Source organism: Acidisoma sp. L85 (assembly GCF_009765865.1).
In the GTDB taxonomy this organism is placed as follows: domain Bacteria; phylum Pseudomonadota; class Alphaproteobacteria; order Acetobacterales; family Acetobacteraceae; genus Acidisoma.
In genome coordinates, this window is record NZ_LMUQ01000026.1 from 16,919 (window position 1) to 31,765 (window position 14,847).

At 60.3% G+C, this 14,847-nt stretch carries 10 protein-coding genes; 8 read left to right on the forward strand and 2 right to left on the reverse strand.

Annotated features, from left to right (window positions below; translation table 11 throughout):
• Positions 1-58 precede the first annotated feature (58 nt).
• The 6 genes from GSQ83_RS05980 to GSQ83_RS06005 all read left to right on the forward strand — a co-directional run bounded on the left by GSQ83_RS05980 (position 59) and on the right by GSQ83_RS06005 (position 11,291).
• On the forward strand, positions 59-3,712 hold the full coding sequence (locus tag GSQ83_RS05980; RefSeq protein WP_158801981.1) for a hypothetical protein: 3,654 nt from the start codon (positions 59-61) through the stop codon (positions 3,710-3,712).
• 133 nt (positions 3,713-3,845) lie between these two features.
• Positions 3,846-5,432, forward strand: coding sequence for an APC family permease (locus GSQ83_RS05985; RefSeq protein ID WP_158801982.1), 1,587 nt, complete (start codon positions 3,846-3,848; stop codon positions 5,430-5,432).
• 98 nt (positions 5,433-5,530) lie between these two features.
• Positions 5,531-7,396 (forward strand): SRPBCC family protein, encoded by a 1,866-nt coding sequence (locus GSQ83_RS05990; RefSeq protein ID WP_158801983.1) that lies wholly within the window; start codon positions 5,531-5,533, stop codon positions 7,394-7,396.
• 74 nt (positions 7,397-7,470) lie between these two features.
• On the forward strand, positions 7,471-8,424 hold the full coding sequence (locus GSQ83_RS05995) for a YihY/virulence factor BrkB family protein (RefSeq protein WP_158801984.1): 954 nt from the start codon (positions 7,471-7,473) through the stop codon (positions 8,422-8,424).
• Between the two features lie 149 nt (positions 8,425-8,573).
• The gene (locus GSQ83_RS06000; protein WP_158801985.1) at positions 8,574-9,824 is read left to right on the forward strand and encodes an autotransporter strand-loop-strand O-heptosyltransferase; all 1,251 of its coding nucleotides are present in this window, start codon (positions 8,574-8,576) and stop codon (positions 9,822-9,824) included.
• A 219-nt stretch (positions 9,825-10,043) separates the two neighbouring features.
• Positions 10,044-11,291, forward strand: coding sequence for an autotransporter strand-loop-strand O-heptosyltransferase (locus GSQ83_RS06005; RefSeq protein ID WP_371417980.1), 1,248 nt, complete (start codon positions 10,044-10,046; stop codon positions 11,289-11,291).
• 1,173 nt (positions 11,292-12,464) lie between these two features.
• On the opposite strand, the gene GSQ83_RS06010 is transcribed toward GSQ83_RS06005, so the two are convergent.
• Together GSQ83_RS06010 and GSQ83_RS06015 are read right to left on the reverse strand one after the other, a co-directional pair.
• Complete coding sequence (locus GSQ83_RS06010; RefSeq protein ID WP_158801987.1) at positions 12,465-12,884, reverse strand: EVE domain-containing protein; 420 nt, start codon at positions 12,882-12,884, stop codon at positions 12,465-12,467.
• 11 nt (positions 12,885-12,895) lie between these two features.
• Positions 12,896-13,189, reverse strand: coding sequence for a YciI family protein (locus GSQ83_RS06015; RefSeq protein ID WP_158801988.1), 294 nt, complete (start codon positions 13,187-13,189; stop codon positions 12,896-12,898).
• Positions 13,190-13,908: 719 nt separating this feature from the next.
• Here GSQ83_RS06015 and GSQ83_RS06020 point away from each other — a divergent pair.
• Both GSQ83_RS06020 and ccmD read left to right on the forward strand, forming a co-directional pair.
• A complete protein-coding gene (locus GSQ83_RS06020; RefSeq protein WP_254065521.1) occupies positions 13,909-14,697 on the forward strand; it encodes a heme ABC transporter permease in 789 nt (262 codons plus the stop codon).
• Positions 14,694-14,843, forward strand: a complete 150-nt coding sequence (gene ccmD, locus GSQ83_RS06025; RefSeq protein WP_158801990.1) for a heme exporter protein CcmD — start codon at positions 14,694-14,696, stop codon at positions 14,841-14,843. The genes GSQ83_RS06020 and ccmD overlap by 4 nt, the downstream gene beginning before the upstream one ends.
• Positions 14,844-14,847: the final 4 nt, after the last annotated feature.

The window sequence follows — 14,847 nt, forward strand, 5'->3', positions numbered from 1 at the left end:
ATCTTCACGAAACCAAAAGCTTTTTGCTGCTCCACTGTCGGTGCGGAGGAAAGCAAAAATGGTTACCGCGCATCTCTGGGGGCATGATCCTGCCCCGTTCACACGCCAGCATAGGCCCGAGGACACAAGAAATTCGGCTGCCTTTGATGCCGGCCTCAAAGAGGCTCGTTCGGTGCCGAAGGATATCTCTGAACCGAAGCTTCGCGGTCCGCCACCATCCTTAAGACCACGCGTCGCGCGGAAAGCGCATGAGCCCTCCCCAGCCAAGGTTGAAGGCGAACCTGTTTCAACGATCGATTGGAGCGATCCAGAGGCGGTTCGTCACTTCCTGATCGAGCTCCACAATAAGGAACCCAAAACAGCGGTTGCCAACGAAATCTTCCGAAACGGGATCATCAACCCTCGTGCGCTCGAGGGTTTTACGCGGGACTTCGCCAAGGAGTTAAAGTCACTGCCGCCCGGCGCGGATAGGGACGCCCTTGCACCACTTATCGCGAAACTCGAAGGACTGCCGGGCCGTCTCTACCAGGATTGCGTCGGGCTTGCCGCCAAAACGCCGGGCGAGCCTCTCGATCCGGCGCTGGCGATCGAACACCTCGCCGACCTGTTTGACGACATGCTGTTGGCCTGTAATCAAGCCAAGAAGAACGCGTCGACGGAGGACGGCAAGGCGCTTATCGGCTGGCTTGCCGCCATGATGCTGGCATCTAAGCGGATGGCGCGCACCAACTCGATCATTCCACTGATCGAACTTGCGGGGGTGGAGGGCTTCGCAGCACTCAAGAAAACGGCTCATCAGCATGGAATTCCCAGATCCGGGCATTCCGTTACTTATGGCGACAATGTCGGCGTGCAGGGCGGTGTTGGCCTTACCAAAGGAAATAGTGGCATCTTCAATATTAGCGCCCTCCTTCCGGTGGGCCTGCAGCGAACCATCAGTTGGTCACGCGACAAGGACGGCGACCTCAACCGCTACAAGCTAACGGGCTTCAAGGCCGGGTTGAAGGCAAGCTTCGGCGTTTTTGCGGCGGTCTCAGCTAGTCTGGGCTTTTCCGTTTTGGCTGAATGGGGCCGTTATCTCGAATCAAGCATGGATGCGCCGGGCATGGCAGTCGCGGCCTCGCAATATAGTGTTTTCCAAGGGCCCATCGGCAATCTCTTCTCCCACCGAGCAAATCGCGGCGCGCGCGAAAGGCATGAGGCGACACGAAGCTTCAAGAGTTTCTGGAGGCTCTTTTTTAGCGGTCATCGTGATCCGCTGCCAAACAAGCTGCCATACTTCATGAACGCCGAAAAAATGGGAAAAGGGGTGAGCAGGGTCGGCATTCATCAGGCCGGCAGCCAGGTGGGCGCTTATCTCGATGCAGCGAGAGGTGGGCATCATCATACAAATGCAATCGATCGCATGCTGCGCAAATACCTCCCGCGTAATAAAGATTTCGAGCGGATTGCTGAACGACAGGAGAATCCTGAGAACGCGCTCGCAGCGCTTTACCTCGACAATTACAACCAGAGGATTTCCGGGCCGGACAATGTGACAGATGCGAAATTGAAGGGAGACCCGCGCGCCTGGCAGCAGTTCACCGCAGCCGTCAATGCCGATCTCCGATTTACACCCCTCTCGGCGGAGGCAGTCACCGGCGGAACGCTCAAGAATGTTTTTAATACTCGGATCGCCGGGAATGCCGATCTGCTCGGGCAGCTTTACATCAAAAAACGAAGTGTCCGGCTCTCACGAACTAACAGGCCCATCGCCGAGATGATGAACATTGGCTACCTGAAAGAGAGCGACGAGGGCTTTAAATTCTTGGGACGTCTTTGGCATGATTATGGCGAGGCCGGCACCGCCCCCTCCGGGCCGCGCGCCACGCATCCGGCTTTGCGCCTTTCCAAGAAATTCTGGCCAATGTTCGGACAGAACAAACCTCATGCTCGGTATTTTGACGACGCGCGACGCAGATTTTACGGCGATCCGGCAGCGATGGCGGACCATCATTTCCACGTGGCGGCCGAGCTCAGGGATGGCGGCGATCCGGTCGAGCTCATGAAACAGATCGATCGCAATCTGGATCGTCTCGTCGAGACGTACAAGGGCTTCATGTCCGACGTCGACGATGCGATGCCGGGCAACTTCTTTTCGCCCGAGCCAGCGCTGGACCGGATCAACCAGAACATTTTTGGGGGCGACTATCCGCTGGATGGAACGCCGGAGGCAACGCTCAAGATCCAGGCCGATGGCGTCAACAGCTTTTCTCTGGCGCTGTCGGACCTGGCGTTATCGATTGCTGCCGCGAAGCACGAGGGGTCTCTCCGCGAACCCAATCCTGAGGCGGATAAGCTTGGACAGGCGCTCGACGCGCGGTACAAGGACGTCGCCAAGTTATTGAGTAGCGAGTCATTTGCGATGCCGCGCCGCGATTCCCGCCGCCGGGCTGTCTTTCGGACCGCGGCTGCTTCGACGAAACTGACAACCTATGGGGAATTCGATTTCGCGCTAAACTTCTTAAACCTCGGCCAGATGCTCGCTAACGTCAACAGCGCGGTTCTCCCAGTCCTGCCTTTCCAGCCCCAGGGCCAAGCCGAGGTCACGCTCTTTTTCGAGAGGGACGTGGTCAAACTTCACTCGGATCCGGGTCGTGTCGGAACCTACTGGACGCATGGCATGTCGGCGCAAACGCTGCATGGACTTGGTGTGGCGAAGCGATTTTTTCAGAAACTATTCGGGAAAGGGCGCAATGAAATCCCGCCAGAAGATGTGGATGAAGATCTTCTAAAAGAGATCAAGCTCCATGGATTTCAAAGCTTGATCAACAATAATTGGTTTTTCAATGTAACCAAAGTCTATCATCGTCTGCCTGACGTCGCCCGTCATTCGCTTGTGGAGAAGCTCGAGACCAGGACCGTCTACCGGGGCCACACCAACAGCACCAGCTTTCCCACACCAAACCTGGCGTCGGCGGCTATGGCCCATGGTATCCCAGCGGTGCTCAACATCACCGGGGGTATGTCCTCCGGAACCCAGAAGGTGAGCAGCTTCAAACTCGGCGGCGATCTGCAGAACGCCTTGCTTCACTTCACTGGGCAATTCTCCAAGCTCTTTATTGCCGATCCCAATGGCGAACTCGATATCGCCGCCACCGCACAAGCCTTCGCGAAAGATCCTATGCTTCTGGAGGCATTGTTCTCCGATGAGGGTGCTATTCTCGATGTCTTGAATCAGATTATCCAGTTCGATCCAAAGCGTCCGTTCGCGCCCTTCGTCGATATCGACTGGAAGACACGCAACAGTTTCAATCCGATGGCGTTCTATGTGGATGAGGATCGGATGCGCGTGTTCAGGTCGAGCGCCGCGGCGAACCACTTCTCGCCGGGTTCCGGTAAGATCGCGAGCGCGGGTCCGGGTAAGGAGTCCGCGGTACTTGAACTCTTCAAGCAGTGCCGGCGCCTGAGGCGGGACGAACCTGAGCTTCTCGCACGCATCAGGGAACTTTTCGTACAGCAGGCGGATTGGACGCCGAAGGAGCAGTTCGACTTTTTCACGAAGACTAAGGAGGGCCGGCACCTTTTCAAAACCTTCTATAGCCTTATGTCGAAGCTTGCCGAAGCGCGTGTCGACTTGCTCAACGCGCGTGGCTATCCGCTATTGTTGAACGAACCATTCCTTGACTCTTTCCCTACCACCTACTCTCGGGCACCCGTGGCCGCCCACTAAGGCGGTCCACGCCTAACCGCGAGGATATACGCGAAACGAGACGCTTGGATTAAATGCTTCGGTAATCACAAGTCTTTAGCTTCCCTCTCGAAAAGTCGCTACGGCGACGACACGATTAACCGAGGGGTAATTGATGAAGGGTCACTTAAGGCGCGAGGTCGGCGCCTGGCCGCTGCTGTTTACAGGCATCGGATCGATTATTGGTTCGGGTTGGCTCTTCGGCGCGGGACGCGCGGCCGCGATCGCCGGACCCGCCGCCATTCTGGCATGGATCGTCGGCGGTCTCGTCGTCCTGACCATTGCGGGCGTCGCTTCCGAGTTGGGCGGCATGTTTCCGGAGACCGGCGGTACGGTGCGCTACGCCTATTACACCCACGGCTCGCTTGTCGGTTTTCTTTCGGCCTGGGCTAATTGGCTGGCGATCGTCACCGTCATTCCAATCGAGGCGGAAGCCTCGATCCAATATATGAGCTCCTGGCCTTTCGCGTGGTGCCACCGGCTGTTTCAGAATGGACACCTGACGTTTCTCGCGATCGTGCTCTCAGGTTTCCTCATCATTGGCTATTTCCTGCTGAACTATTGGGGCGTCCGGCTCTTTGCCCGGGTCAACACGCTCATCACCATCTTCAAGCTGCTGGTGCCGGCGATGACGGCGGTCGCATTGCTCTCCACAGGCTTCCATCCGGGCAATGTGACGGGAGCGACGGGCGGCGGTTTCATGCCCTATGGCGCCGCCAGCGTGCTGACCGCCGTCGCGACGTCCGGCATCATCTTCGCTTTTAACGGCTTCCAAAGTCCGCTTAATTTGGCAGGAGAAGCGCAAAACCCCGCACGCGATATTCTGTTCTCGGTCGTCGGCTCGGTGCTTATCTCGGGTGTGATCTATCTGCTTCTGCAGATCGCCTATCTCGGCGCCGTCGATCCGCGTTTGGTGATTCATGGCTGGAGTGGGATAAAGTTCAGCTCACCCTTCGCGCAACTCGCGATGTCCTTCGGACTCTCCTGGCTCGCGATGCTGCTCTATTTCGACGCTTTCTTGAGCCCCAGCGGCACGGGTATCGCCTATGTCGCGGCAACGAGCCGCATGGTTTACGCGACGAGCCGAGGCGGCATATTGCCCGCGATGTTCTCCCGGCTTCATCCCATTACCGGCGCGCCGCGCCCGGCGCTTTGGTTCAACTTCGTCGTGTCCATCGTTTTCCTTTGTTTCTTTCGCGGCTGGAGCGCGCTGGCGGCGGTCATTTCGGTCGCCACCGTCATCAGCTTCCTCATGATGCCGGTCTGCGCTCTCAGCTTGCGCCGTATCGCGCCCGATCTACGGCGCCCGATCAAGCTGCCGGCCATGGAGATTCTCGCACCGACGGGCTTTGTCTTCGCGTCCCTGTTGCTCTACTGGGCGCGCTGGCCGCTGACCGGGAAGATCATCCTGCTTCTATTGGCCGCCGTACCAATCTACGCCTTCTACCAGAGCCGCGTCGGCTGGAGTAGCTTCCGCCCCCAGTTGCGTGCCGGCTGGTGGTTCGTCGGGTATTTTCTGGTGATGTGCCTGGTGTCCTGGGGCGGCAGCAAACGCTTCGGCGGCGCAAATTACGTGCCTTTTGGCTGGGACATGGTCTTGGTCATCGTGGTGGCGCTGGGCTTCTTCTGGTGGGGCATCCGGAGCGCCTGGCAAACACCGGACATCGTTGAAACACGAGCCAATGGCGGTTTCTGGGATTAGCCGCCACATCCTCTCGCCGAATAATACGGCCATTCAACAATCTTGCCCATATTGTTGAATGGCCGTATAACACGGTCAGGGCGAGGCAGGAGAAGCCGATGTCGGATGGTTTGGTGCGGGTCGATCGGGGCACACGAGAGGGACGGCGCCGCGAGCTCATCGAGGCGGCAACCGGGGTGATCGCCGAACATGGGCTTGCCGGCACGACGCTGGCGCGCGTCGCGGCCGAGGCGGGTCTGTCGGCAGGCATCGTCAACCATCATTTCGCGACCAAGGACACCTTGCTGCTCGAAACCCTGCGAACCCTGTCCGAGGAATTTGGACGGCGGGTGGAGACGGTGCTGTCCGAGGCGGGTGATAATGCGGTGGATGGGTTGCGGGGTCTGGTCCTGCTGCATTTCGACCGTGACCTTGCAAGCGCCCGGCATGTCGCTGTCTGGTACGCGTTTCAGTCCGAGGCGCGCTGGCGAGCCTCCTACACGACCCTCTGCGGCGAGCATGACCGTTTCCAAATGGCCGCGATCCGCGATCTGATCGGCGCCGTGGGGGGCCCGAAATGTGATTCGGATGTGCTGGCGCGGTCGCTGATCGGCCTGCTGGATAGCTATTGGCAGGATATCCTCTTCGACGAGCCGGCCTTTGACCGGCAGGCGGCTGTGGCGGGCTGCCTGCGTTTCCTCGCGGTGATCCTGCCCGGCTTCCCCGCCGACCCTCCAGCCGCCAAATCCCCCGCGACCATCATCGCCTTCCCAGGCGGCGAGACAACCGACGGTGCCCCGGAAAAACCGGCAGGCCCGCCCGAGACGCTGCCGAGCTGGACCTATGTGAGCGAGGAGTTCTTCGCCCTCGAGCGGCAGGAGATCTTCCTCAAGGAGTGGCACATCGTCTGCCACATCAGCCAGCTCCAGAATCCCGGCGACTACCGCAGCTTCTCCTTGCTCGGGGAGCGCGCCTTTGTCATTCGCGGCAAGGATGGCGTGGTGCGCGGCTTCAACAACGTCTGCCGTCATCGCGCGCATGCGGTGGTGACGGGAGAGGGCGGCAATTGCCCCGGCGCCATTGTCTGCCCGTATCATGGCTGGTCCTTCAAGCTGGATGGCGCGCTGAACACCGTGGCGGCGCCTCATAGCTTCGCGGAGTTCGAACGCCTGGATTACGGCCTCTTCGGCGTCGAGACCGAAGTCTTCATGGGCTTCGTCTTCATCCGCTTCGGCGGCGACGGCCCCTCGGTTGCCGAACGCCTGGCGCCCTATGCGGAGGAGATGAAGGCGTATCGTTTCGACGAACTGGTTCCAGCGAGCGAACTCACCGTTCAGGAGAATCACGCGGACTGGAAGACCGTCTGGGACAATTACCTGGAGGGCTATCACTTCGCCAAAGGCCACCCGGAACTCTTCAGCCTCATGGGCAACCGCTACGATCTCGCAGCCGATCCCGCGCGCCGGGTAGCGAGGCTGGGCCACTCGCTGCGGCAAAAGGCGGGCACGAGCTGGTCGGGCCGGATGTATCAGTCGCTGAGGCGCAGGCCGGAGCATCTGCCGGAGCATATGCGGGAAAACTGGACCTATCTCTTCTTCTTCCCGCTGCTTTCCTTCGACGTCTATCCTGAGATGATCGGCCATTTTCAGGTTCTGCCGACCGGCCCTGGAACCTCTCAGCTTCGTTACCAGAATTTCTGTCTGCCCGAGCAACTCGAGGGGCGGCAGGCGCGGGCGGAGCGCTGGCTCAACGCGCGCATCAACAATCGCGTGCAAGGCGAGGATGACGCGCTTGTGACTTCGGTTCAAGGCGGCCTTAGTTCGAGCGCCTACAGCGTCGGCGTGCTTTCAGAGAAAGAAGTCATCGTCCACAACTTTCAGAATTGGGTGAGGGATCGCCTGCCCATTGCGACAGTCCTCCGGCGTCCGGAGCCTGGAACAATGGCCGCCATCAACCGCGATTTGATGGCGCAGCGTATGAACTGAAGAGCCCATCTGCGCCTTGACCCAACGGCGGCGGCCCCCTTCTCTCGAAGACACGGGAGTAAGGAGGACATCGGATGGATGCGCCGGCCGCCACCGAGAAAAAGCCTTGGGCAGTCTGGGCCATGACGAAAGACACGATCAGCGGCTATATCGAGGACAATTGCCTCAGCCGTGGCGCGTCGATCGCCTATTTCACCGTGTTCTCGCTGGCTCCTATCTTGCTGGTGATGATCGCCATCGCCGGCTTTGTGTTCGGCGAGGATGCCGCACGCGGCGTGCTATTCGGCAAGCTCAAGGGCATGCTGGGTCCGGACGCCGCCGGCCTCATCCAGTCGATGATCCAGAGCGCGTCGAACAAGAAGTCCGGCGTTATCGCGACGGTCTCCTCCGTTGTCATCTTGCTGATATCGGCGAGCGGCGTCTTTGGGGAGCTGCAGTCCTCCCTGAACGCGATCTGGAAAGCCGATCCCTCGGCGGAACACTCGACCGTGACGCGGCTGGTCAAGGCGCGCGCGCAGAGCCTGGGCCTGGTCGCGAGCCTGGGCTTCCTGTTACTGGTGTCGCTCGCGATCAGCGCCGCCCTCACCGCGGCCTGGAACCGCGTCAACCAAGTCGTTCCCGGCGTAAGTTTTCTGTTGCGCTTCATTAATATCGGCATTTCCTTCGCGATCACCGCGGTGCTCTTCGCCGCGGTCTATAAGGTCTTGCCGGACAAGAAACTCGAATGGCGAGACGTCATCATCGGCTCGCTGTTCACCGCTGTGCTCTACGTCATTGGCAAGACGGGCATCGCTCTCTACATCGGCAGCAGCCACGTCGCTTCTTCCTATGGCGCTGCCAGTGCGTTGGTGATCTTGCTTCTATGGGTCTATTACTCGGCGCAGATCTTTCTGTTGGGGGCGGAGTTCACCAAGGTCTATGCGCATCGGCACGGTAGCCAGGCGCAGCGGTGGATGAACTGGCAGTTCTGGCATCGGTCTTCTCCCGCTAAGCCGCCGGTTCCGCCATCCGCACCGCAGCCACGCTGAGTCGAAACTCTTATTCAGGCTTAACACAGGAGCGGCGAGTTAGGAACGAATAGAGAACGATCTGGTATCGTTTCGTTGTGGACAGGTGACGGCGAGAGCGGCGAAGAGTGGGGAGCCAAGCATAACCCCTCGCATCCGGAGACGCCGCCATGGATGGAAGCTTTCCGCTACCGCGTATCGCCGATAATGCGAGCCCCGCTCTCGACCCCGCGGCCTCGCCACATCCGAAGGTCCCAGCGACCGTGGGGCCGGAGGTTCCGCAAATCCTGACGCAGGAGGGACCGCGCGGCATCCGCTTCGACTTCAACGACGGCGCCCGCATCGCTTTGCCACCAGGGCAATGGCGTGTGCGGCTGCGGGACCTCGATACGGCCAATGTCCTTTTCGACGGACCATCGGAGGGCGGCGTCGTCGCCAGCACGAAGCACTGGTTCATTCGGTTCGAAATGGAAGTGTGGGAGCACGGCGTCAGCATCTTCCGCCATGAATATGACGCGCGGGACAAGCCCGTTCTGCTGCGCTTCGACCGGGCGATAGGCGATACCATCGCCTGGTTCTCCTATGCCGTGCAGTTTCAGGAACGGCATGGATGCCGGATGACCTGCGAAATGGTCCCAAGTCTCATTCCGCTATTCCAGGGGGCCTATCCGCATATCACCTTGGTTCCGCTCGGCACCCCGGATCCTGACCAATTCTATGCGACGTACAAGGTGATGGTCTTCTTCAACGACGTGAAGAATGATTGGCAGCCCTATGACTATCGGGCGGACGCACTGCATCACATGGCGGGCGCCATCCTCGGCCTCCCAAGGCGGGAAGCGCGTCCGCGTCTCGCCTATGACGATCCCGGCCGGCCGCTTTTGGAGCCTTATGTTTGCATCGCGGTACAGGGTTCCGCGCAGCTTAAGAAGTGGAACAATCCGACGGGTTGGGACGACGTCGTCGGCTTCCTCAAGGCTTCTGGCTATCGCGTGATCTGCATTGATCGCAATGCGGTCGATGGGCGGGAGCATGTCCTCACGTCCATGCCCCGTGGCGCCGAGGACCAGACCGGTGACAAGCCCTTTCCTGAACGAGCCCGTTGGCTGAAACATGCTGAGTTCTTCGTCTGTGTCTCCTCCGGGCTTTCCTGGCTAGGCTGGGCAGTCGGGACGCCTGTCGTGCTGATCAGCGGCTTTACCCATCCTCACAACGAGTTCCACACGCCCTACCGTGTCATTAACTGGCATAGCTGCAATTCCTGCTGGAACGATGTGCGCTGCCATTTCAGCCGTACCGATTTCTTGTGGTGCCCGCGGCAAAAAGACACGCCGCGGATGTTCGAATGCTCGCGCCTCATCACGGCCGAGCAAGTGAAAGGGCGTATTCGCCAGATCCCTGGTTTTCTCGGCAATCAATGATGCTGTTGTGCGAAAGATCATTATAAGGCTGTCGTTTACTAAACGATAAGGCTTCATCCCGCAGATTGTGCGGGCGAGGTGGGGAGGTCTCCGCCAGGTGGAACCTTAGCCATGACGATACCAAATCGTAACAGAATGACCCTCATGAGGCCGTCGCGTCGACAATTCCGCGGGGCCAGAGCAGATCGAAAGGTGGAGGCCGTGGACGGCACTATCAGTATTACCATCCCGAACAGCGAGACCAGTCAAGTAACGAAATCCGTAACGCCGCCGGCTGTCGAGCCGGTGGCTGCGGTTCCCGCGAAAGTCAAAGGCAGCTTCCCCGAGCCGCCTCCGGTGCCGACTCAGGAGGGGCCGCTCGGCATCCGTTTCGACTTCAACCAAGGCGTTCGGGTCAAGGTGCCCGATGGCGATTGGCGTATCCAGCTCCGCGATCTGGATACCAACAACATCCTCTTCAACTCCCCCACCAAGGCGTCCTTCGTCGTCAGCTCGAAACGCTTTTATGTACGCTTCGGGGTCGAGGTTTGGCAGAATGAGGTCAGTGTCTTTCGTCACGAATACGATGCGCGCGGAAAGGAGGTGCTGGTCAATCTGCCGGTCGGAACCTTGGGCGACACGCTCGGCTGGTTCCCCTATGTGGAGAAGATGCGCGTAAAACTTGGTTGCCGCATGAGCTGCGGCATGAACCCAGTCATCATTCCGCTGCTACAGCCCGCATACCCCGAGATTACCTTCGTGCCGATGGATGACATCAATCCGGCGCTCTACTACGCCACCTACAATATCGGGCTGTTCTTCGATGATTCCGGCTTTGTCTATCAACCGACGGATTTCCGGCTTGTTGGATTGCATCGCACGGCGGCCTATATCCTCGGCGTCGATCCCGAGGAACTGCCGCCGAAGCTCGCTCTTCCCGATGACAGGCCGCCGATCGCCGAACCCTATGTCTGCATCGCGGTGCAAGCGAGCACCCAGGCGAAGAAGTGGAACAATCCGCACGGCTGGGCGGAGGTTATCCGGTTTCTCAAGGATCGCGGCTACCGTGTCATCTGCATCGACAAGGAATCGACTCACGGCCAAGGGCTTGCCTGGACCCATATTCCGCATGGCGCCGAGGATCAGACGGGGGACCGTCCGCTCGCCGAACGCGCACGCTGGCTACGTCACGCCAAATGTTTCATCGGCCCCTCCTCGGGCCTCGTCTGGCTCGCCTGGGCGGCTCAATGCCCCACTGTGATGATCTCGGGCTTCACCCATCCGACGAATGAATTCGCGACCGACGGCCGCGTCATCAATTGGCACGCTTGCAATAGCTGCTGGAACGACCCGCGTCATCGCTTCGACCACAAGGATTTCCTGTGGTGTCCGCGCCACAAGGATACAGACCGGCAATTCGAATGCACACGGCTGATCACCGCGGAGCAAGTCAAACGCGCCGTGATCGCGGTGCTCGGCAAAGAATGAGGCGGATGGCGGCCGCGCTTTGGCTCGAAGCGTAGTGGTGCAGGCAGCTTGCAGATACCGCGGTGACGTGGAGTTTTAGCCACGTCACTTTGGTTCGCGAGGCGGACGTCATTGAGGAGTGGAAGCCGCGGCAAGCCGTTTTCGCTGTGAATCCCGATAGCTTTGACTGAAGGCCTTCCCGGCGGTCGGTATCGTCAAGCTCGAAGGATCCCGGCCGAGACCTCGGGTCGGTCGAGATCTCGGCGAGTCAGCCCTTGAGTCGTTCGATAGATGACAATCCTGGCAGGGTTAGACCCGCGTAACGAAAACTCCGAACGAGTCGGTGGTAGCATTCGAGGGCTGATTGGCTATCGGCAGATAGCTTGGCTGCTGGGTCCCTGACCGAGGGCCTGGCGCGCGATTGAGACGCCATAGGCTCCACGCTGACAGGACGAGAGCCAATGGGACGGCCGCCGCTGTGACCGCGCCTGGGGTGAACCTCGTTCCCGTGCCAGCGGGCCCTACACCATTATTGTTGGCCGACCACTCCACGACGGCTCTAGCGCATGCTCCCACGCACATATTAACTACTCCCACCGGACATGGAGTTCTCCCGCTGTTATTGAATTGGGAGCTTAGCGGAGTACCATTAATCAACGACTAACAATCTGTTTCGATGCGGTGTCAGGATATCGATCGTTAGTGGATCTTTGGCTAAACTGAAGTCTCGGAAAGGCCGAGTGCCTCGGGCCCGCTCTCAAGCTGAACTTGCTGGGAAGCATTGACGACCGGCAAATAGCTTCGTCGACCATGTGACGCCAGAGAGTATGTCACGTAGCCTGCCAGGCCCAGGCCGGCCGTTACTACAGCTACATACGGGAGGGTACCACGCATGGTCGGGTGCGCCAAAGTCTCTCCAAGGCGCTCCTGCGTGGACCCGAAAAGGTACTGCCACCAGGTTATATCGTCGCTGCCTCCGGGATACCGATTCGTAGGACCAAAGTCGCCGAAAGGCCCGTACACGTTACCCATAAACGCCTCCGCTCCGTTGACGAGGCAAGCTAAGCATGACGTCGTTAACTTTGACTAAATGAAACGTCGCACGTTCTGTTCCGTCCGCGAAACCGGCGGCCTCGTCGAAAACTCAGCGCCAATCACCAGTATTGACCGCGCGCCGTCCGCAGAGCCGAAATCTTAAACGCTGCGGACACCACCCAGCTTGCAGATGTAGCGCCAATGTTCGGCACTGATGGGTGCCACGGAAAGCCGCGAGAGCCGCAGCAACGACAATCCCTCGAGCTTGGGATCCGCTTTCATGGCAGCGAGCGTGACCGGTTTGGGTACCGGTTTCACCGCCTCCATATCGACACAGACCCAGCCGCCGCTTTCCGCCGTCGGATCGGGATAAGCCTCGCGCTTTACGCGCACGATGCCGACGATCTCCTTGCCGATATTCGAATGGTAAAAGAAAGCGAGATCGCCCTTGCGCATCGCCGCCAGATTGTTCTTCGCCATGTGATTGCGCACGCCGGTCCAGGGCTCGACTTCGTGCGCGACCTGCTGGTCCCAGGAGAAAGCATCCGGCTCGCTCTTCACGAGCCAATAGGCGGTCATTGGCGGCGCCCTCAGCCGACGCGCGCGCCATCCGCGAAGACTTCGCGGTAGGGCTGGATGGTCGTGCGCGCGAAGAGCCCGCTTTTGGTATAGGGGTCGGCCACCGCGAAGGCCTCCGCCGCCGCGCGGTCCGCCGCCTCCACAATCAGCAGGCTGCCGGTCGGTTGTCCCGCGTCGTTCAGCACCGGCCCGGCGAGGCGGATATTCGCGACGACACCCTCGAGATAGGCGAGATGCGCCTCGCGCGTGCTCGCTCGCAGCGCCTGGCTCTCGGGCTTGTCGGTATGGGTGATGGCGAAGAGCATCGCGGCAACTCCTTGACCCTGCGTCGCCAGCCCGCGACGCGAAGGTCGCGGACCCTACCGCAGGCCGCCGGGGCTTCAAACCCAAGCCGGGCGGAGGGGCTAAGGTCAGGGTCAAGCTGAGCGGGCCAGTTCCACGTGGTGGATTAGACGGCCTCCACCTGAGGCACTGCCGGCAGGAAGGGTTGATTCGCAGAAGGGACCGGAACCGCGGTAGCGGCTCGCGGCGGATAAACGTAGCGATACCCGGCGATGACCGCCGCAGCACTAAACGCCGCTAGTGTTAGGCCAGCTCCCAAGTAGACACTCGGCATACCATCGAGGAAGCCGTCCCCGTAGCCTGCTCGACCGGGCGAGCCTGAACCGATTGGGGCCACGAATGGTTTTGGGCCGGATATTCCGCAGTTGGACCAACTGCCCACGATGTAAAATGGCCCAAATGGACACAACGGCATAGAAAGCATCCTCGTGAATGTCGGGACCTTATCGAGCCATCGGTATCCACAATATTAACAACAGCCACACCACGCCTGACCCACATGCCTTTCCTTGATCTTTCCTCAGGCCTCCGTGCCCCGATTTCCGCCGGCCAAACCGGCTCGCGCGGCGATTGCCGCAACCCGATCCAATTCAGCGATGGCCGAGATAGCCAACCAACAATTCTAACCCCGCTTTGCGCGCGGGCGACTTCAAACCGGGCCCATCCTTCGCTAAGGAGACGTGTGGACGCCACCAGCCCAGCCCTTCCGTCGGTCGCGCCTAAACGGGGCCGCAACCTGCACCGCTTCGCCAATCCGGGGCGGTTTCTGCGGCTGTCGGGCCGCGTGTTGCCTTGGCTCGCGATCTGCGGCGCGGTCTTCACCCTGGCCGGTCTCGCCTGGGGCCTGTTCGTCGCGCCACCGGACTGGCAGCAGGGCGACGCGGTGCGGATCATGTATGTCCATGTCCCCGCCGCCTGGCTCGCTTCGATGGGCTATGCGGCGCTCGCCGTCTGCGCCGTCATCTCGATCGTCTGGCGCCATCCTTTGGCGGATCTCGCGGCGCTGGAGATCGGGCCGGTGGGCGCCGCCTTCACCGCGCTTTGCCTCGCCACCGGCAGTCTTTGGGGCAAGCCTATGTGGGGTGCCTGGTGGGTCTGGGACGCACGGCTGACTTCCGTTCTTGTGCTGTTCTTCCTCTATCTCGGCCAGATCGCGCTGATCCGCGCCTTCGACAATCCCGAACGCGGCTATCGCGCGGCCGCCATCCTGGCTCTGGTCGGCGCGGTGAACCTGCCGATCATCAAGTTCAGCGTCGATTGGTGGAACACGCTGCACCAGCCCGACACCATCCATCTCTTCGGCCGGACCACCATGTCCGCCTCGATGCTTGACCCTTTGCTCGTCTCGGCGCTGGGTTTCACGCTTGTCTTCGCGGCTTTGGTGCTGGCGCGTCTGCGGTCGGCAGTGATGGAGCGGCGGATACGCTCACTGCTCAGCGCCAGGGCGCGGCAGGCGGAGGTGTCGGCGTGACCAACCTCGCCTATATCGCGGCATCTTACGGTCTGGCGGCAATCGCGGTGCTCGGTCTGGCAGGGGATGCATGGCGTCGTCACCGCCTCGCGCGCCGCCGACTCGCAGTGCTGGAAGCGACCTCGGGCCGCCGCCGCCGTGGCTAACTCT

Excerpts from the sequence above, each read along its gene's own strand:
- GSQ83_RS05990 (WP_158801983.1), top strand. The coding sequence starts at position 5,531 with ATGTCGGATGGTTTGGTGCGGGTCGATCGGGGCACACGAGAGGGACGG.
- GSQ83_RS05985 (WP_158801982.1), top strand. The coding sequence starts at position 3,846 with ATGAAGGGTCACTTAAGGCGCGAGGTCGGCGCCTGGCCGCTGCTGTTT.
- GSQ83_RS06010 (WP_158801987.1), bottom strand. The coding sequence starts at position 12,884 with ATGACCGCCTATTGGCTCGTGAAGAGCGAGCCGGATGCTTTCTCCTGG.
- GSQ83_RS05995 (WP_158801984.1), top strand. The coding sequence starts at position 7,471 with ATGGATGCGCCGGCCGCCACCGAGAAAAAGCCTTGGGCAGTCTGGGCC.
- GSQ83_RS05980 (WP_158801981.1), top strand. The coding sequence starts at position 59 with ATGGTTACCGCGCATCTCTGGGGGCATGATCCTGCCCCGTTCACACGC.
- GSQ83_RS06015 (WP_158801988.1), bottom strand. The coding sequence starts at position 13,189 with ATGCTCTTCGCCATCACCCATACCGACAAGCCCGAGAGCCAGGCGCTG.
- GSQ83_RS06000 (WP_158801985.1), top strand. The coding sequence starts at position 8,574 with ATGGATGGAAGCTTTCCGCTACCGCGTATCGCCGATAATGCGAGCCCC.